Consider the following 17,708-nt stretch of genomic DNA (forward strand, 5'->3'; position numbering starts at 1 on the left):
GTACAAACAGTTTGAACCGGTTCGGATTTTCCTCGCAATGAGTTCCGTGTTAAGAGATATCGGTTGTAGGGATTGTTCTGCTTCGACAAACTTTGAGGTTTGTCCTTGGCAGCACAAACTGCCGATACTCGACGATCGATCGCTCGATTCTGCGACGCGACGCCTTCAACTTTGAAATAGGAATGCGAATGTTTTCGCTGTTTGGACTCAACTACACCCCGCACCCCGAAGTGCGGCCCGATCCAGAACGAGCACAAACACAGCGGGACGAACTCGTGGACGTCACGGTGTCCGTCCTGACGCCGACGGAATGTTTGCAGATGCTGGGAGTCCCGCTCTCCAATCGGGGGATTCAGGCGGTCTGGATTCGCGTCGTCAATCACTCCGACTCGCCCGCCCGACTGCTGGCCTCCAAAATTGCGGCCAACTATTACACCGCGCGTGAAGCGGCCGGAAATTGCCATTTTTCCATTATCAAGCGAATCCTGGCGTACGGATTTTTGATCTGGTTGTTTCTGCTGTTTCTGCCGCTATTCGCATTGATCATGCCATTCAAGATCTGGGCGGTGCGTCGCGCGAATCGTCAAATGAAAGAATGCTTTCAGAGACTCGGCTTCCCTTTGAAGATGATTTCGCCGGGAAAGACCGCAGAAGGACTGGTGTTTATTCCTGCAGAGTTTGGGACAAAAGTCATCGATGTCGGACTTCTGATTGGCAAATCCATGCGGGAGTATCTCTTCACCGTTTCGATCCCAAGCCCGACAGTCGATCACCGGCTGCTCAACGAATCACAGCAGCAGTTGGCTGGCGACATCATTGACTGCGATCTTGCGACGCTCAAGGAGAAGCTGGCCGATTTGCCGCCAACGACCACAAATGCATCGGGTACGCGACACGGCGACCCATTGAATCTGGTCGTGATCGGAGACTTCGATCTGATCATTGCCGTCCTGGCGGCACGCTGGGATCAAACCGAGCTAATCACTCTTGGTTCTTGCTACCGGACTGCCAAGGCTTTTCTCTTCGGCTCCGAGTATCGGTACAGCCCGGTGAGCGCACTGTATCTGTATCGCCGTGCTCAAGACTTTGCATTGCAGCGTGTCCGCGGCTCGATCAACGAGCGACTCCATCTGCGGCTTTGGAGAACGCATTTCCGTTGTGGTGGACAGGCCGTCTGGGTCGGGCAAGTGAGTCGCGATATCGGAGTGCGTTTCACCACCATGACCTGGAACTTGACGACTCACCTGATCGATCCCGATGTCGACGAAGCGCGAGACTACTTGCTGGAGGATCTTTTTGAAGCCCAACGCCTTGCCAGCGCGGGTTATTTGCAGAGCACAGTTCCGTGCACGCCCGAGGCTCCTCGACGAAACCTGACCGGCGATCCCTACTTTACGGATGGCCGCCGCGCCGTGATGGTCGTCACCAGCACCAAACAAGTCCCCGAAGTGATGAACTGGGATTAGTGAGGCGTCACGCGAGAATGGCATCAATCGGCTTGCCGAAATCCAGATCCAGGCGCTTGCGCCCCGGGATCTCCATACGGCGTGGATCGAGCCCCAATTGATGCAAGACGGTTGCATGCAAGTCAGTGACATAGTGGCGATCTTCCACGGCGTGGAAGCCCAGTTCATCGGTCTTGCCGTGTGCGATCCCACCTCGAACACCGCCGCCGGCCAGCACGACAGAGAAGCCATACGGATGATGGTCGCGTCCGTCTGACCCCTGGGCCCCCGGTGTTCGACCAAACTCCGTTCCAATCACGATCAATGTTTCATCGAGCAACCCACGTTGCTTCAAATCAGCGATCAAGGCCGCAATCGGCTGGTCGACTTCCCCGCACAGACGGCTATGCCCGGCTTTTAAACTGCCATGCGCGTCCCAGGCCCCGGCCCCTCCGTTGGAGCCGTGAAATATCTGAACGAATCGAACACCTTGTTCCACCAATCGTCTGGCGGCCAGACATTGTTCGCCAAATGTTTTCGTCGCGGGATTGTTGAATCCATAACGTTCGTGCGTGACTTGTGTTTCTTGCCCAAAATCGACAATTCCGGGAATCGCGGTCTGCATCCGAAATGCCAGTTCGTACGATCGAATTCGCGCGGCCAGTGCTCGATCTTCGGGATACTCAACGGCCGACAACCGATTCAATCGATTCAGCAGTCCGAACGATTCGATCTGTTCCTCCCGATAGACATCGGGGCCCGGCGAGGCAAAGGGCAGGGGGTTCTTGGGATCGATCGCAAGCTGAACACCGTTGTGCTCAGGTCCCAGATAGTTGGCTCCGTGTGCCCCAACACCGCCGCAACAGTCGGCAATCGGAGTTCCAATCACAGCGAACTGCGGTAGGTTTTCGTTGAGCGACCCCAGTCCATAGTGCACCCATGAACCGATTGTCGGAAATTGCCCCTCAAGGACATGACGTCCAGTATGAAACTGCAATTGCGCGCCGTGGTTGTTGTCTGTCGTCCACATCGATCGCACGATTGCCAGGTCATCGGCATGTTGACCGACATGTGGCCACCAGTCACTGATTTCCAGGCCGCTTTCGCCAAACCGGCGATAGCCCACTTGCATTTCGTAAATTTTGGGATGCACTTTATGCAATCCCTCGACCAGTTCGCGGAGATTCTTCTTCAAATAGGGAGAATCGAGCACGTTTTTGAATGGTGATTCGTCATAGGTCTTTCCCGCCCAGCGATTCAATTCCGGCTTGGGATCGAACGACTCCATCTGGCTCATCCCGCCAATCAGGAAGATCCAGATCACGTTTTTCGCTTTGGGGCGATGGTGCGCCACCCCATCGTTCACGGCCTGCTCACGAGCACTACTCGCAAGGGCAGCGTCCTCTTTTCCGAGCATCGCCCCCAGCGCCAGCCCCGTGAATCCCATGCCGACATCCGCCAGAAACGTACGGCGATGAATGCCCGTCGATCCGCTGTGATTTGCAATTGGCTTCGACATCAACACACACTCCACTCACTTCAGCATGAGCCTAACGAACGTGAATAAAATCGTTGTGATTAAACAGCACATGGACCAGGTTCTCGCGTGCACGCTGATGCGGGATCTCTGACGGGGCCACGGAGTTCGCCGTGCCCGTTGGAAATTTCTGCAGCCCGTCCGGATGGCGATATCGTTCTGTTTGCGCCGTCAGGAATGCATCGCATTCCTGCAGTTCACTCTCACTTGGATCGCGACTCAGAATCTGTTGATACGCCGCAAGGATGAATTGTTTCGTAGTCCCTGGCTGATCGTCTGAGCCAACCCGTTGCGACAACACACCTGCCAACCGACGCGATTCCGCGTACAGAAGGCTGCTGTTGGCCAGCGCGAGAGCCTGCTGGGGAATGATGCTTTCTGTGCGACGATAGCAGTCCACCACATTCGGTCGATCGAACGTGTCCAGGAATGTCATCTTTTTCTCTTTGCTGTTCCGGAAATACAAACTGCGCCGCGGAACATCCATCCCCGCGTTCTCATCCAGTTCGGGGCCGCCGCGGGTCAGATCCAGTCGCCCGGATGCACATAGCGTCGCGTCACGAATGGCTTCGGCCTCCATCCTGTGCGAGTTCGCACGCCAGAGATACAGATTGTCGGCATCGAGCGCTAGGTTCGATGCATCGTCCGCACCGACTTGTGACTGCTGACGATACGTCTGGCTGGTCACAATCAACCGATGAATCGCCTTCGTCTTCCAACCCTGACGAACCAATTCTGTCGAGAGCCAGTCCAGCAATTCTGGATGTGTCGGTGGTTTCCCATTGAGTCCGAAATCAAAGACGGTCGGCACAAGCGGGGCACCAAAATGACGCAGCCAAATATGATTGATCGCGACCCGCGGCGTTAATGGATTCGCCGGATCAGTGATCCACCGGGCCAGGGCCAACCGCCGTCCGGTGCTGGTGGCCGGGTACACCGTACCGAACTTCGTATACGAATCGGCCGGCTTCTGAACGGTCTCCATGATGGCCACGCGCGCTTTGTTGGCGGCGTCCAAGGCTTGTTCAGCCTTCGCGATCGGGTCTGGCTTGTCCGGCGTCCGTTTGGCAACCAAAAGCTGCTGTTCCGCCTCATGCACCTTCTGCTCGCTCTGCCGCAACTGGTATGTGCGTTCAGCCAGCGAAGCCGTTCTTACCAGTGCGGCCAAATTCGCAGGGGGGACGGCCGCGTACGCCGCCCGATCCGCCTGGATTCGGGTCTGGACCCACACTTCATTGGCGATCGCCGTCTCCAGCGACAACTCGGCCCGCTGCAGCGTCTGCTCGCTGGCCGCCACGCTGGATTGAAGCGACGCCTCGTCTTCTACCTTGACCGCTTCGCCATTCGATTTCGCTGCGAGTTGTTCGCTCAGTAACTTTTTCGCCGTCTGCAGCTTCGCATCCTCGTCCGCACGTCGCTTGAGCGCGGTGTCCAATAGGGCCTGAGCCTGCTGAAGCGATTCCTCTTGTTCGTAGGAACGCAAACCGGGATAGAACGCTGTCGGATTCAACGTGACGGGCTGCGGACGAAACTCCTGAGTCCGGAACACCCCTGGCAGACCGGCGACAAGCGGATGCTCGGTATTCGGCTGCTTGTCGTCGCCGCGACGAAAGAGAAACGTTTTGGCCTCGGCATTCGCGTCGTACACACGAACCAGCCCGTCTTTCGTAAGATCGGATTGACCGGGAACACGGTCGGTCCGGACATCATGCGCCTCGAAAATCGCACGAAACTGATAGTAGTCGGTCTGCAAGATCGGATCATACATATGGTCATGGCACCGCGCACAATTCAGCGTCGTCCCGAGAAACGCTTTGGCGGTGTGTTCAATGCTTGCATCCAGCCAAACATGACGATTGAACGAGTACCAATTGCGAACCAGGTATCCCGTCGCGCGCAGCGTCGCCGGATCGTCGGGTGCCACCTCATCACCGGCCAGCATCTCGACGATCATCTGGTCATAGCCTTTGTCGGCATTCAGCGATTCCACAATCCAATCGCGCCATCGCCAGATATGCGGCTTGCTTTCGCGAATCTCCTGACCGTAACCATCCCAATCGCTATACCGCCAGACATCCATCCAGTGACGGCCCCACCGTTCGCCATACTGAGGGCTCTCGAGAAGTCGGTCGACCACGTTCTCGTAGGCGAGTGGTGAACTGTCAGCCAGAAACGCCTGCAGTTCCGCAGCCGAAGGCGGCAGACCGATCAGATCCAGATAGACCCGTCGCAACAGGACGTTCCGCACAGCCGGCAGACTGTGATGCAAACCTCGCTGCGATTGTTGTTCAACGACAAATGCATCAATCGGGTTGGCCGACCACACAGAATCATTCACCACAGGAACCTCAGGGCGCCGCGGTGTCTGATACGACCAGTGTTTCGCCGGGTCTGAAGGAACTTCGTCTGGCGGAGCAATCGCACCCGTCTCGATCCAGCGCTCAAGCAGCGTGATTTCGTGTGCCGTCAACGGCTCCCCTTCTGGAGGCATCTTCGACACGCCGTTCAGCCCCTTGACCGCCTGAATGAGAAGGCTCTCGGTCGGCTTCCCCGGCAGAATGGCCGCACCACTACCACCGCCCTTGATGGTCAATGCCGCGGTATCCAGCCGCAGTTCATTCTCCTGCTTCAAAGCACCATGACATGAATGACATCGGCGCGACAGGATGGGCTTGATGTCACGCACATAGTCAATCTGATCAGCGCCAATCAGATCGGCCCCGGTCAGAAAAATGAACAGCAAACAGATGCGTACTCGCATCGCACGCCCCGCAATCACAAAAATTCTGCATCACCGATTCCAGGCTGACTGAAGCATCGATGAAAGGGATGTCGTGGCCACGCCACATAAACAATTGTTTATAGCCCATCGGCAGAGCCACGAACAACTCCGCAATATGTCGAAACGGTGTGATCGTGACATGCAAGATCCGATGAGCTCCGGCATCGCCTGTGGTTTTCCGCAAACCGTTGCTCCACCATGACGACACGACATCGGAGTCGGCCTGAAGATCAGTTCCCGTTTGCAGCACGATGAGACCGAAGGCCCAAACCTCCGATTCGAATCAAGATTTTGAAGATTGTTCCCTCTCCTGTCGATTTCTCGGAGTCTCGTTCGATAACTCAATGTCCGGCGTCGCACGCCCTCGATGAGGGGCAGCCTGGTGATTGATGCCGCTCTCGATTTCGCGAGAAGCCCGACCAGCTCCAGAACGAATCGTCGCGCCCAGACACGGCTGCGATGAAAATAGAATGCAAATCGGCATGACTCTGCTGGTTCGTTCAGCAAAATCAACGACGGTCATTCAGAACGGGAAAAACACGAAATGACGCGATGTTGCCAACAAGTCACCGTCGAAAGACACAGGAAAACCGGGATGAATTCCATCTGGTTGTTGATTCCTGGAACGATCCTGCTGACGCTTCCCAAGTGTCCTGTTTGTCTTGCCGTCTATTTCACATTCTGGACGGGAATTGGACTGTCACTGAGCACCGCGTCCGCTTGGCACACGGGTCTCGCCATCACCAGCATCACGTTGCTCTTACTGATCGTCGCTCGCAATCTCGCGAATTGGCGCGTTCATTTTCATCGCAGATGGAACTGAACGAAGAACACACAACAACATTCATACCTGAAGAAATGAGGAATGATGACTGCGAATATTGCTCATCCACCGATTGTGTCGCACGACAAGTGGCTTTCCGCCCGCAAGCAACTACTGGAACAGGAAAAGCGGTTGACGAAAGTGTACGACGAGGTCAACGCGGCCCGCCGACGGCTTCCCATGGTCCAACTTGAAAAGACGTACGTCTTCGAAGGCCCCACAGGCGAAGCGTCGCTTGCAGATCTGTTTGCAGGACGTCGACAACTCATGGTTTATCACTTCATGTTCGATCCCAATTGGGAAAAAGGCTGCTCGGGATGCACCGGCCTGGTTAACGCGTGGGGGGATCTGAGCATGCTGTCCCAACGCGAGACATCGCTGGTCCTGATTTCTCGTGCTCCACTGGCAAAGCTTGAGAAGTTCAAGCAACAGCAGGGCTGGAGCCATCCGTGGTACTCATCGTTCGATTCCGATTTCAACTATGACTTTCATGTCACCCTGGACAAGTCCGTCAAGCCGCTCCAACACAACTACCGAACCCAGACCGAAATCGAGCAGCGACGAAATGGCGAACCCTGGTTCTATCAGGGAGAAACACACGGACTCAGCGTCTTTTTCCGTCTGAACGACGAAGTGTTCCATACGAATTCGACGTATGCCCGCGGCTGTGAGAGCCTGACGGACAGTTATCGGCTGCTCGATCAAACACCCTACGGACGCCAAGAGGATTTTGAGAATTCCCCAGAGGGATGGCCGCAACGCCCAACTTATGGTTCTGCGTGAATTGACGAACAGACCGTTGTCGGGCTAGCACGACACGACGGCCGACCCGATAATGGCAGACGCGTTCACCGGAACCGATTCCAGCACGCCGCAACGATTCCGCCCCGAGTTCTTTGCCGTAAACAGTGCCTGATCGGAACGCTGAATCAATGCCGCGCAGGTATCGGTCGGCAAGGCCTCGGCAATCCCAATGCTGACGGTGACCGTCAGTTCCTGCCCATCGACCATATGGCGGTGGCGTTCAATCGTGCGACGGACATGTTCGGCCGCCTGCACGGCTCGGGCCGCATCGCTACCCGGCAGGATGACAGCAAACTCTTCACCGCCATAGCGGAACGCGGAAGCGCCCGTATACAAACTCGATTTCAGACACTCAGCAACCGTCGAAAGGACCTGATCGCCGTTCAAATGCCCGTGAATGTCGTTGATATTCTTGAAATAATCGATGTCGACAAACAGGAGCGAGACTTTTGCTTCCGTTGTCGCGACCTTCTCCAATTGCTCGCGCAGTTCGCTGTCAAATGCCCGGCGATTCATCAGTTTCGTCAGTGCGTCGGTGTTGGATTCCTGCTTGAATGAGTCCACCAACTCGCGCTGATGCGCAAGCTCGAATCGCGTCTGCACCAGATCGATCTGCAGTTGCTGATTCGCGGCCACCAAGAGCTTCGCCGTCTGGGCCAGTGGCTCCGATTGCTCGCTCTGGTCCATTGACTCGGTAATCTCACTGATCCGGTCCGTGTGACGCCCAACCTGAGCGTCCACTTGCGAATTGATCTCCACCAGTGACCTCAACAATGCCTTGATTTCATCACGATTGGGCCCCGCTTCGGGCTCAGGCGTCGAATGAGATGTGTGTGGATACGCCAAGTGCTGAAACCGAATTGCCAATGCCAATCCGATCACACACCCAACGCAACCGCTGATAAAGCAGAACCACAAGATCGAAAAAATTAACACCGTGAGTTCTCACCGAAGTTTAAGCTAAGAAACGGGTTGCAGGCCCTGATTGCGGAATGAGCGATACGAACCGACAATATGGATTGACGACCGCCCGAGTGAGATTCGAGTCAGAACGAGGTAAAAAGGACTCGAACCATGTCGCCAAACCTCAACGAAACTCTACCTCCGATTTTGAGGTTGGCAAATTTGCCACAGCAGTTCGTTCACAGGAACATCCGCACCACTGAACATTCGCACAAGCAATTATCTGAAAAGACTTTACAAACAGGTCATCGGCCCATTTCTTCGCGGAACGACTCATTCCGTTCACATCCCGCGCCTTGACGAAACCCAATTACATGCATATACATCATTCATGAGCGAGCCGACGCCACCTTCCGTTCGCACTCCTTGCCTGTGCCACGCACTGCGTAAAGCCTCGCGCGCGGTCAGCCGGGTTTACGATGACGAAATGCGCTCGGTCGGCTTGCGTACGACCCAATTTTCATTGCTCGTGTACCTCAGTCGCATTGGAGAAGTCCGACAGGGCGATCTCGGTGAGCTGATGTTGCTTGAAGACACCACCGTCACCCGCAACATCCGCCCCCTGCTGAACAGTGGCTGGGTCACGATCCGCGCCGGGACCGACCGCCGTGAAAAGCTCGTGGCAATTACCGCAGCCGGTCGCAGCAAGCTTCTGGAAGCGCAACCGGCCTGGACGCGTGCCCAGAGCCGAATGAAGTCCGTGCTCCCTGAGGATCAGTGGCAGAATCTAGTGAACGTGCTGCCAGATGTCGCTCAGGCAGCAGCCAAGCTCGCTCCTTAATGGAGTCACATCTCATGGAGTTACGTCGATGAATCGTCGAGTCGTCATCACCGGCCTGGGAACCGTAAACCCTTTGGCTCAGAATCCGGTCGAACTTTGGTCGCGCCTCCGGGAAGGGGTGAGCGGCATCGGCGCAATCACACAATTCGATGCCTCGGCATTTAAAGTCCGCTTTGCGGGCGAAGTCCGTGAATTCCGTCCCGAGACTCGCATCGACGCGAAACTCGCAAAACGCCTCGACCGATTCTCGCAATTCGCGCTGATCTCGGCATTGGACGCGGTGACCGACAGCGGTCTGAACTGGGACGCGGAAGATCCGCAGCGCTGCGGGGTCATCATTGGTAGTGGAACCGGCGGAATGACCGTCTTCGAAGACGAGTGTGTCCGCTATCAGCAGGCGGGGCCTTCGCGCGTCAGTCCGTTCTTGATTCCCAAATTGATGTCGAACGCGGCCCCGGCCGCCATTTCCATCTTTCTTGGATTACAGGGTCCGGCCTTATGCGTCGCAACGGCGTGTGCCTCGGCCGCGGATGCGATCGCGACGGCGCTCGATTCGATCCGACTCGGGCGTACGGACGTGATGCTCGCCGGAGGCTCTGAAGCGGCGCTAACCCCGCTGGGGATGGCAGGATTCTGTTCGGCCAAAGCGCTTTCGGAACGCAACGATAATCCACAAGGTGCCTGTCGCCCGTTTGATCGCGATCGTGATGGGTTTGTGTTGGGCGAAGGCGCTGGCATCGTTGTCATGGAAGAGTTGGAACATGCGCGCCGCCGCGGTGCGACGATCTACTGCGAAGTCCTGGGTGCCGGGCAAAGCGCCGATGCACATCACATCACCGCTCCGCACCCTGAAGGACGCGGCGCTTCGCAGGCCATCCAGCAAGCACTGAGCGATGCACGATTGAATGCCGAAGACATTCAATACGTGAACACGCATGCCACAGGTACGCCCCTGGGTGACGAAGCCGAAACCAAAGCGATCAAACGCGTCTTCGGACACCACAGCGGACGCTGCGTAGTCAGCAGCACGAAAAGTATGATTGGCCACTTGTGTGGTGCGAGTGGAGGGGTCGCCGCGATTGTCTGTGCGCTCACGATTCGCGACGGCGTCGTTCACCCCACCATCAACTATGAAAATCCCGATCCCGCGTGTGATCTCGACTGTGTGCCGAACAGGGCACGCGACCTTCGTGTCCGCTATGCACTCGCGACAAGTTTCGGATTTGGAGGTCACAATAGTTGTCTGGCATTCGGCGCAATTTGATTCCGCCATCCCGAAAGCGTCCGAAGATTCGCTTTGCTATTTGAATTAAATCGGCGCAGCCTATCATTTAACGGCTAAAAGTAGATACTCGACTACACCCTCGTCGCCAATTTGACCACAGATTGACATCACAGGTGGGTCCGCAGAACGACCAAAGGAATTATCATGCGACGACGAGTTGTCGTGACAGGGATTGGATGTATCTCGCCGCTGGGAAACAGCATTGATCAAGTCTGGGCGGCGGCACGCGAAGGTGTCTCCGGTGTTTCGCCGATTTCGCGCTTTGTCAGGACGGGATTTCCCTCGCAAATCGCTGCAGAAGTGCGGGGATTCGATCTCGCGACCTGGCTCGACGCTGATCAGGTTCATGCCTTCGACAGAACAGGACCGAACGTCAAGTTTGGCATCGCAGCCGCCGTACAGGCGGTTCGCGACTCGGGAATTGATGTCCGCGGTCTGGCTGATCCCACGCGATTTGGTGTCTACCTGGGTGCCGGCGAAGGAATGCAAGACTTCGACTTGCTGATGTCCATGATCGCGCAGGCGACAGGCGACAACAATCAGTTCGATCTTGCAGAGTTCACCAGGCTGAGCCTGAATGCCCTGAACGCCGAACAAGAATACAACCAGGAACCAAATGTTCTTGCCGCCAAAATTGCCGGCCTGTTTGGAGCGGAAGGCCCCAATCTGAATACATTGACCGCCTGCGCAGCTTCGGCCCAGGCGATCGGCGAAGGCACCGACCTGATCCGTAACGATAAAGCCGACATTATGATCGTCGGCGGTTCGCATAGCATGATCCATCCCTTCGGGCTCACCGGATTCTGTCTGCTGGGAACACTTTCGACGCGTAATGACGACCCCACCGCCGCCTCGCGCCCGTTCGATCGCGAGAGGGATGGTTTCGTGCTCGGTGAAGGCGCCGCAATGCTGGTCTTGGAAGAGTACGAATCGGCGCGTCGACGCGGCGCGCAGATTTATGGCGAAGTGCGAGGCTACGGCGTCGCCTCGGACGCATATCGAATCACCGACATTCCCTCTGACGGCAACGGACTGACCCGCGCCATGCAACACTCGTTGCGCGATGCCGGTCTGAATCCCGACAACATCAGTTATGTCAACGCGCACGGGACAAGTACCGGCGCCAACGACAAGGCGGAAACCCAGGCCCTAAAGCACGCACTCGGAACGCACGCTGAATCGGTCCCGATCTCGAGCACCAAAAGTATGACGGGACATCTGGTCGCCGCCTGCGGTGCGCTCGAAGCCGTCCTGTCGCTGCTTGCCCTCCGCGATGGTACCGCCCCTCCGACCATGAACTACGAGTATCCCGATCCCGAATGTGATCTGGATTATGTCCCCAACGCGGCCCGCGATCTGAAACTCGATACCGTCATGTCCAACAACTCGGGATTCGGCGGACAGAACGTGTCGTTGATTCTCTCACGGCTGTGACTTCGGCGCAGATTGTTACTTCAGTTCGGTCGAAAAAGTGGCCCTGATGCACAGTCGCCAACGCCCCAACCGATCACCGATAATTCGACATTGCTTGAGTTCATTCGCAATTCAGGTCATGAACCTCGATACAATCTCGCGATCCGGTTAGCTTCGATCCCGCTGGACGAGACTTCGGTTGACGGCTAGAACAGAGGCTGCCTGTTTGGACGAATTTGTCTCAAGTCAGGTACGGCCCAGGCAGGCTCGTTCCCTACGACGCCACATCCAGAGTTCGCTCGTTATTCTATGGAGAGTCCATGATGTACCGTTTCACGGCATTTCTTGTTTTGTTTGGAACGGCTTCCACTCTCTGCGCGCAGCAGGTGCCCGCGGATGCCGCTAAGGTTACGCCGGTCGAGTTGACCGTCGCGCATATTGAAATCAAGGGTCAGTATTCTGAAGGAAACGGTGCAGGGGGCCTTTTCAGTGAAGCGGTCGAAACCCTGGGAGATGCCCTCGCACGACTGAAGAAAGCCGCTGCGGATGATCGGCTGGACGCAGTTGTCCTGCATATCAGCAGCCCGCACATCGGATGGGCCAAGCTCAATGAACTTCGCGGCGGGATCGCCAAGATTCGACAAAAAGGCCGCAAGGTCTTCGCCTGGATGGAAAGCGCCGATACCAAAGACTACCTCCTGGCATCTGCGTGCGATCAAATCATTCTGCCGGAATCCGGCATGCTAATGCTGCCTGGTTTGCGGGCGGAAATCTCGTTCTATAAGAACCTGTTCGACATGCTGGCGATTCAGCCGGAAATGCTGCGTGTCGGTGAATTCAAATCGGCTGCCGAGCCCTACAGCCGTTCTGAAATGAGCCCCGCGTTCCGGGAAGAAATGGAAGCGATTCTCGATGACTATTACCGCCAAATCGTCGAGATGGTCGCCGAGTCACGCAAGCTGACTCAGGATCAGGTCAAAACCATTATCGATACCGGGTTGTTCAGCGCCGAAGAGGCGAAGAAACAAGGCCTGATTGATCACGTTGCCTATGAAGATCATCTCAGCACGCTGATCAAGGCAGGGCGTCCGAATACCGAAATCAAACAGCTTAAGGGATACGGTAAGAAGAAAATCGACACCGATTTCAGCGGATTCACCGGCATGGCCAAAATGATGAATCTTCTGATGGGCGTCGAGCCGTCATCGTTCAAATCCAAGAATCCCAAAATTGCCGTCGTCAGCGCCGTCGGTCCCATCGTGTCTGGGGTCAGCCAAAGCGGTTTCTTCGGTGACGAGTCGATGGGCTCGACCACGATGATCAAAGCAATTCGCCAGGCGCGTGACGATGATTCGGTCAAGGCCGTGATTCTGCGCGTCGACAGCCCCGGCGGAAGTGCGCTCGCCAGTGACCTGATGTGGCATGAATTGGAGACACTCGACGGCAAGAAGCCGCTGATCGTCAGCATGGGCGATGTCGCTGCGAGCGGTGGTTATTACATTGCCATGGGTGCCGACCGGATCTTTGCCGAACCGGGCACGCTCACCGGTTCGATCGGCGTCGTCGGCGGAAAGGTCGCTCTCGAAAAATTCTTCGCCAAGATCGGAATTACGACCAGCGTCGTGCAACGCGGGAAGAATGCGGGCGTCCTCAGCACGACCAAACCCTGGACGGATGCCGAACGTGACGCGATGCAGAAAATGATGAACGACATCTACGCTCAGTTTACTCAAAAGGCGGCTGCAGGCCGAAAGATGGACTACGACAAGCTGGAAAAGCTGGCCCGTGGTCGTGTTTACACGGGAACGCAGGCGCTCAATCTGGGACTGGTCGATGAACTGGGGACCCTGGACGATGCGATCGCCTACGCGAAGAAAGCGGCCAAACTTGATCCCGATTCCAAACTCGAACGATTGAACCTTCCCAAGCCCACCAGCCCATTCGAGGCGCTCTTTGGTCCCATCGATCCTTCTGTCAAATTGGCCCATGGCATGGCCGCGACGTGGCTGGAAGGATTGCCAAATGATCTGGCGGAACAACTTCGCAATCTGGCCAGTTATGAAATTCTGGCCCGCGAAAAAGTCCTGACGATCATGCCGTTCCAGCTCCAAGTGAAATGAGACCGGCCGATGCGACCACACCTTTCACACCGACGCGGCTTCACATTGGTGGAGGTCTTGCTGGTGCTCGGGGTACTGGCCGTATTTGCAAGTATGGCCATTCCCTCTGTCATGCGGATGTTCAATCAGCAGAAACTGACGGAATCGGCCGAGGCGGTCCGGATGTTGGCCGCGAGTGCCCGAATTCGCGCGATCGAATCGGGCCTGATCTACCAGTTTTGCTACGAAACAGGCGGCACACGCTTTGTCGTTGTGCCGTTCGAACTGGATCATGCCGGCAGTTCAACCGGCACAAGCAACGCCGCCGCACCCGTGATGCTCTCCAGCCGTGCCTCGGGCCATATGCACCAAGGTGTGGTCTTTAGTACGCCACCGACCCCGGCTGGCGTACTCGTTGCGGCCACGACCTCAATGAAGCTGGCCGCGTCATCGCTGGACGGTCTGCCGAACGCCAGCGAACTGGCCGGTTGCAATTGGTCCGCCCCGATTCTGTTCCACCCTGATGGTTCGGCCAATATGGACACCGAAATCATCATTCGTGATCAGCATTCACAATCAGTCACGCTCCGCGTGCGGGCGTTCACGGGCTCGGTCAGCATGGAACGACTGGTCGCGGGGAAACGCCGATGAATCGCTTCGCGGATCGATCCGGATTGACCCTGCTGGAAATCGTTCTCTCGCTGGCGATTTTCTTTTCCGCGGTGGTGACACTGGCGCAGCTCGCCTGGACGGGCAGCCGCGCCGCGGTCCAGGCACGGCTGAGAACGCAGGCAACCATTCGCTGCGAAGCGAAATTGAATGAAGTCCTGGCCGGTGCGGAAGCGATGCAAACCGCGTCCGGAATGTCGTTTCCCGATGATCCGAATTGGACCTGGAGTCAGGTTGTCACGTCCGGAAGCCATCCTGAATTGATGCAGATCGACCTGACCGTAGCCCATCGCGGGAGCAGTAGCCTGACGAACATTGATGTCACAATCCGCCGGTGGGCTCGGCAGCAATCGGTCTTCGTACAAGGTGTCACACAGGAAAAGACGGAAGCCGCACAAAAGGCGAACTCCCAATGATCTCGCCCGCTCGAAACGTGATTGACGCTCGTACCGGATTCACACTTGTAGAAACGATGCTGGCGCTGACATTGTCGGCGTTCCTTTTAATGGGCGTGTACGCGGCCGTCGACCAATCGATTCGTATGACCGCCAGCGGACGGGAAGAAATGGAACGGGCACAACTGGCACGCGCATTGATTCATCGAATCGAAATCGATCTGCGATCCGTAACGTTTACGATCCCACCTGTCGAAGACGCAGACGCAACAACGACCGCCGCAGCCGCACCGGCACCGACGCCCGCACCGCAACAGCAGGGTGGTGGTGGTGGTGGTGGGGGGGGGGGTGGTGCGGGTGCAGCGGCGGCCCCAGCGACCAATCCCACGACGACGATGGCTGCGGATACGGAAACCGAACCGAATTCGCGAAGTTATGGTGTTCGTGGTACCAACCAGCGAATGGAGATGAGCGTCACCAGACCCCGCCGAGATTTGTTACCGGGTTCATCGCAAGTGACGGGTTTGTCCGGAACCAGTGATCTGCGATCTGTAACCTATAGCTTCATGGTGTCGGGTAGCGCCCCCGCGGTCGTGACGAGTACGACATCCCCCAACCCCACGACGGTGAATTCGGGAGGATTCGTCAGGTCGGAAGGGGATCGCATGGCTGTCGAAGCGGTGGAAGCGACCGGTGGGGCCAGCACCACCGTTTCCCTTTCACAAACGCTGGCTCCTGAAGTCGCACAGGTCAACTTCCGCTATTTCGACGGTCGAACGTGGCTCGACATTTGGGACAGTGAAACCAACGGCCGGATCCCTCGTGCGGTCGAAGTCATGATCGCATTCGCGCCCCCCAAGAAGAAACCGTCGCTGTTCAACGTCGTCGTCAGTCGCTCGCTGGACTCATTTCGAACCGTGATCATGATCCCGATCTCTGATCCGTTTCCGCCGGAGTTTCTGCCATGAAACGTCACCTCGAAACGAAAACAGCACCCGCCTCGATACGCTCGTATTTCGGTGTTCGTCCTATTGGAGCCGGTCGCCTGCCACGTTGGGGCAGTGTGATGCTGCTGATCGTCGTCGTCGTCGCGATGTTGACACTAGCCGCTTACAACTTTTCCCAGTCGATGTCGACCGAGCTGGAAGCGGCCATGATGTATACGAAAGACGTGCAAGCGCGTGCCGCTGCCGATTCGGGTGTTGAGTTCGCGGCCACGTTGCTCGGTAACAGAGCGAGCTTGTCCGCCGAAAATTTGATCCACAATCCAACGTTGTTCATGGGGCAGATCGTGGCACCATCGACCTCACAACGTGGCATCTGTCGCTTCTCGATCATTGCTCCCGTCGAGCGAGATCCCAGATCCAGCGGGGTTCGTTACGGGTTGATGGACGAGTCCGCCAAACTGAATCTGAATGCGTTGCCCAACATGGGCATCAGCAACGACGACATTCATACCCTGATGTTGAACATTCCCAATATGACTTTGGAAATCACCGATGCGATCCTCGACTGGATCGACTCGGACGATACCGTCAGCACCTACGGAGCCGAGTCCGAGACGTACCAGCAATTGCAGCCGCCATATAAGGCCAAAAATGGGCCGCTGGAAACGATCGATGAACTTCTGATGATTCGCGGGATCACGCCCACGCTGCTTTACGGAGAAGATTTGAACCGAAATGGACTGCTGGACCCGAACGAGAACGATGGTGACCTAAGCCCGCCCATGGACAACGCCGACGGAGTGCTCGATCGCGGATTCATCGCCTTCTTCACCGTTCAGGGACGCGAATCAAACCGCCGCGCCGACGGAAAGCCCAAGATTAACATCAACGATGGGATGCTCACCGATCTGTACGACGCACTCGAGAAGGAGTTCGACGAAGTCGCTGCAAAGTACGTGATCGGGTTTCGCATCAACGGCCCCAAGACCCCGCCTCCGGCATCGAAGACCAATCCCCCCAAAGCGGCCGCCCCCGGTGCCGCCAAGGCCACTGCTCCGAAATCCCTTCAAGAACAGCAGGTCGCCGACGGGCTGCAAGAGTTTCTGACCAACGTTGTCAAGCCGGCCGGAGGCACGGTGACACGCGGCGATATTGATCTTTCGAAAGGTGGTGCGGTTCCGATCGAATCGTTGTGGCAACTGATTGGCACCGACACCACCGCAACGATCAAGGGAAAAATCACAACACTCCCAAGCCCCTGGTTGTCGGATGCGTCGACTGTCGCAACATCCATGCAACTCCTGCAAGAGAAACTGACGACGGTCACGGCGACAACTGCCAACGCCACCGATGACTACCTTGAGGGGCGGATCAACATCAATCAGGCACCTCGTGAAATCCTGCTGGGCCTGCCGACGATGACGGAAGAGATCGTCAATGCCATCATCGCCGCACAGCAACTCGATTCGAACGGACAGCCGTCACTCGACAAGATCAGCCAGCACACCACCAGCCATTGGCTCTACAGCGAAGGGCTGGTCGATCTGTCGGGAATGATCTCGCTCGATCCCTACATCACATCATCAGGGCATGTCTATCGGGTTCAGGCCCTGGGGTTCTTTGACGTAGGGGGGCCCGTCACACGAGTCGAGGCGGTCATCGATGCCACGAAGTTACCGCCTCGGATAATCTCGCAACGAGATTTGAACGAGCTGGGACGCGGGTATTCTCGTGGCCAATTGCTGCCGATCCGTTGACTTTCGTC

At 56.7% G+C, this 17,708-nt stretch carries 14 protein-coding genes; 11 read left to right on the forward strand and 3 right to left on the reverse strand.

Features of this window, described 5'->3' with window-relative positions:
* Positions 1-188 precede the first annotated feature (188 nt).
* Complete coding sequence (locus tag OSO_RS0126325; RefSeq protein WP_010586015.1) at positions 189-1,466, forward strand: LssY C-terminal domain-containing protein; 1,278 nt, start codon at positions 189-191, stop codon at positions 1,464-1,466.
* A gap of 7 nt (positions 1,467-1,473) precedes the next feature.
* On the opposite strand, the gene OSO_RS0126330 is transcribed toward OSO_RS0126325, so the two are convergent.
* On the reverse strand, positions 1,474-2,964 hold the full coding sequence (locus OSO_RS0126330; protein ID WP_010586016.1) for a DUF1501 domain-containing protein: 1,491 nt from the start codon (positions 2,962-2,964) through the stop codon (positions 1,474-1,476).
* Between the two features lie 31 nt (positions 2,965-2,995).
* Positions 2,996-5,743: a DUF1553 domain-containing protein gene (locus tag OSO_RS0126335; protein WP_029247508.1), complete on the reverse strand. Its 2,748-nt coding sequence runs from the start codon at positions 5,741-5,743 to the stop codon at positions 2,996-2,998.
* 616 nt (positions 5,744-6,359) lie between these two features.
* Between OSO_RS0126335 and OSO_RS45200 the strand changes: the two genes are divergently transcribed.
* Positions 6,360-6,587 carry a hypothetical protein gene (locus OSO_RS45200; RefSeq protein ID WP_010586019.1) on the forward strand — a complete coding sequence of 76 codons (228 nt, stop codon included), beginning with the start codon at positions 6,360-6,362 and terminating at the stop codon, positions 6,585-6,587.
* Positions 6,588-6,629: 42 nt separating this feature from the next.
* On the forward strand, positions 6,630-7,370 hold the full coding sequence (locus OSO_RS0126355; protein ID WP_010586020.1) for a DUF899 domain-containing protein: 741 nt from the start codon (positions 6,630-6,632) through the stop codon (positions 7,368-7,370).
* Positions 7,371-7,394: 24 nt separating this feature from the next.
* Here OSO_RS0126355 and OSO_RS48585 read toward each other — a convergent pair whose 3' ends face one another.
* Positions 7,395-8,327 carry a GGDEF domain-containing protein gene (locus OSO_RS48585; protein WP_010586021.1) on the reverse strand — a complete coding sequence of 311 codons (933 nt, stop codon included), beginning with the start codon at positions 8,325-8,327 and terminating at the stop codon, positions 7,395-7,397.
* A 358-nt stretch (positions 8,328-8,685) separates the two neighbouring features.
* Here OSO_RS48585 and OSO_RS0126365 point away from each other — a divergent pair, with 358 nt between their 5' ends.
* From OSO_RS0126365 to OSO_RS48590, 8 genes are all read left to right on the forward strand, one after another.
* Positions 8,686-9,135: a MarR family winged helix-turn-helix transcriptional regulator gene (locus tag OSO_RS0126365; RefSeq protein ID WP_029247509.1), complete on the forward strand. Its 450-nt coding sequence runs from the start codon at positions 8,686-8,688 to the stop codon at positions 9,133-9,135.
* 28 nt (positions 9,136-9,163) lie between these two features.
* Positions 9,164-10,399: a beta-ketoacyl-ACP synthase II gene (gene fabF / locus OSO_RS0126370; protein ID WP_010586023.1), complete on the forward strand. Its 1,236-nt coding sequence runs from the start codon at positions 9,164-9,166 to the stop codon at positions 10,397-10,399.
* A 165-nt stretch (positions 10,400-10,564) separates the two neighbouring features.
* Positions 10,565-11,854, forward strand: a complete 1,290-nt coding sequence (locus tag OSO_RS0126375; protein WP_010586024.1) for a beta-ketoacyl-[acyl-carrier-protein] synthase family protein — start codon at positions 10,565-10,567, stop codon at positions 11,852-11,854.
* A gap of 299 nt (positions 11,855-12,153) precedes the next feature.
* The gene (gene sppA, locus OSO_RS0126385) at positions 12,154-13,953 is read left to right on the forward strand and encodes a signal peptide peptidase SppA (RefSeq protein ID WP_157605459.1); all 1,800 of its coding nucleotides are present in this window, start codon (positions 12,154-12,156) and stop codon (positions 13,951-13,953) included.
* Between the two features lie 9 nt (positions 13,954-13,962).
* Complete coding sequence (locus OSO_RS0126390) at positions 13,963-14,583, forward strand: prepilin-type N-terminal cleavage/methylation domain-containing protein (RefSeq protein ID WP_010586026.1); 621 nt, start codon at positions 13,963-13,965, stop codon at positions 14,581-14,583.
* Entirely contained in the window at positions 14,580-15,017 is a 438-nt protein-coding gene (locus OSO_RS0126395; RefSeq protein ID WP_010586027.1) for a type IV pilus modification PilV family protein, read from the forward strand. The genes OSO_RS0126390 and OSO_RS0126395 overlap by 4 nt, the downstream gene beginning before the upstream one ends.
* The gene (locus OSO_RS0126400; RefSeq protein ID WP_010586028.1) at positions 15,014-15,964 is read left to right on the forward strand and encodes a prepilin-type N-terminal cleavage/methylation domain-containing protein; all 951 of its coding nucleotides are present in this window, start codon (positions 15,014-15,016) and stop codon (positions 15,962-15,964) included. The genes OSO_RS0126395 and OSO_RS0126400 overlap by 4 nt, the downstream gene beginning before the upstream one ends.
* On the forward strand, positions 15,961-17,700 hold the full coding sequence (locus tag OSO_RS48590) for a type II secretion system minor pseudopilin (protein WP_010586029.1): 1,740 nt from the start codon (positions 15,961-15,963) through the stop codon (positions 17,698-17,700). The genes OSO_RS0126400 and OSO_RS48590 overlap by 4 nt, the downstream gene beginning before the upstream one ends.
* Positions 17,701-17,708: the final 8 nt, after the last annotated feature.

Source organism: Schlesneria paludicola DSM 18645 (assembly GCF_000255655.1).
GTDB classification, from domain to species: Bacteria; Planctomycetota; Planctomycetia; order Planctomycetales; family Planctomycetaceae; genus Schlesneria; species Schlesneria paludicola.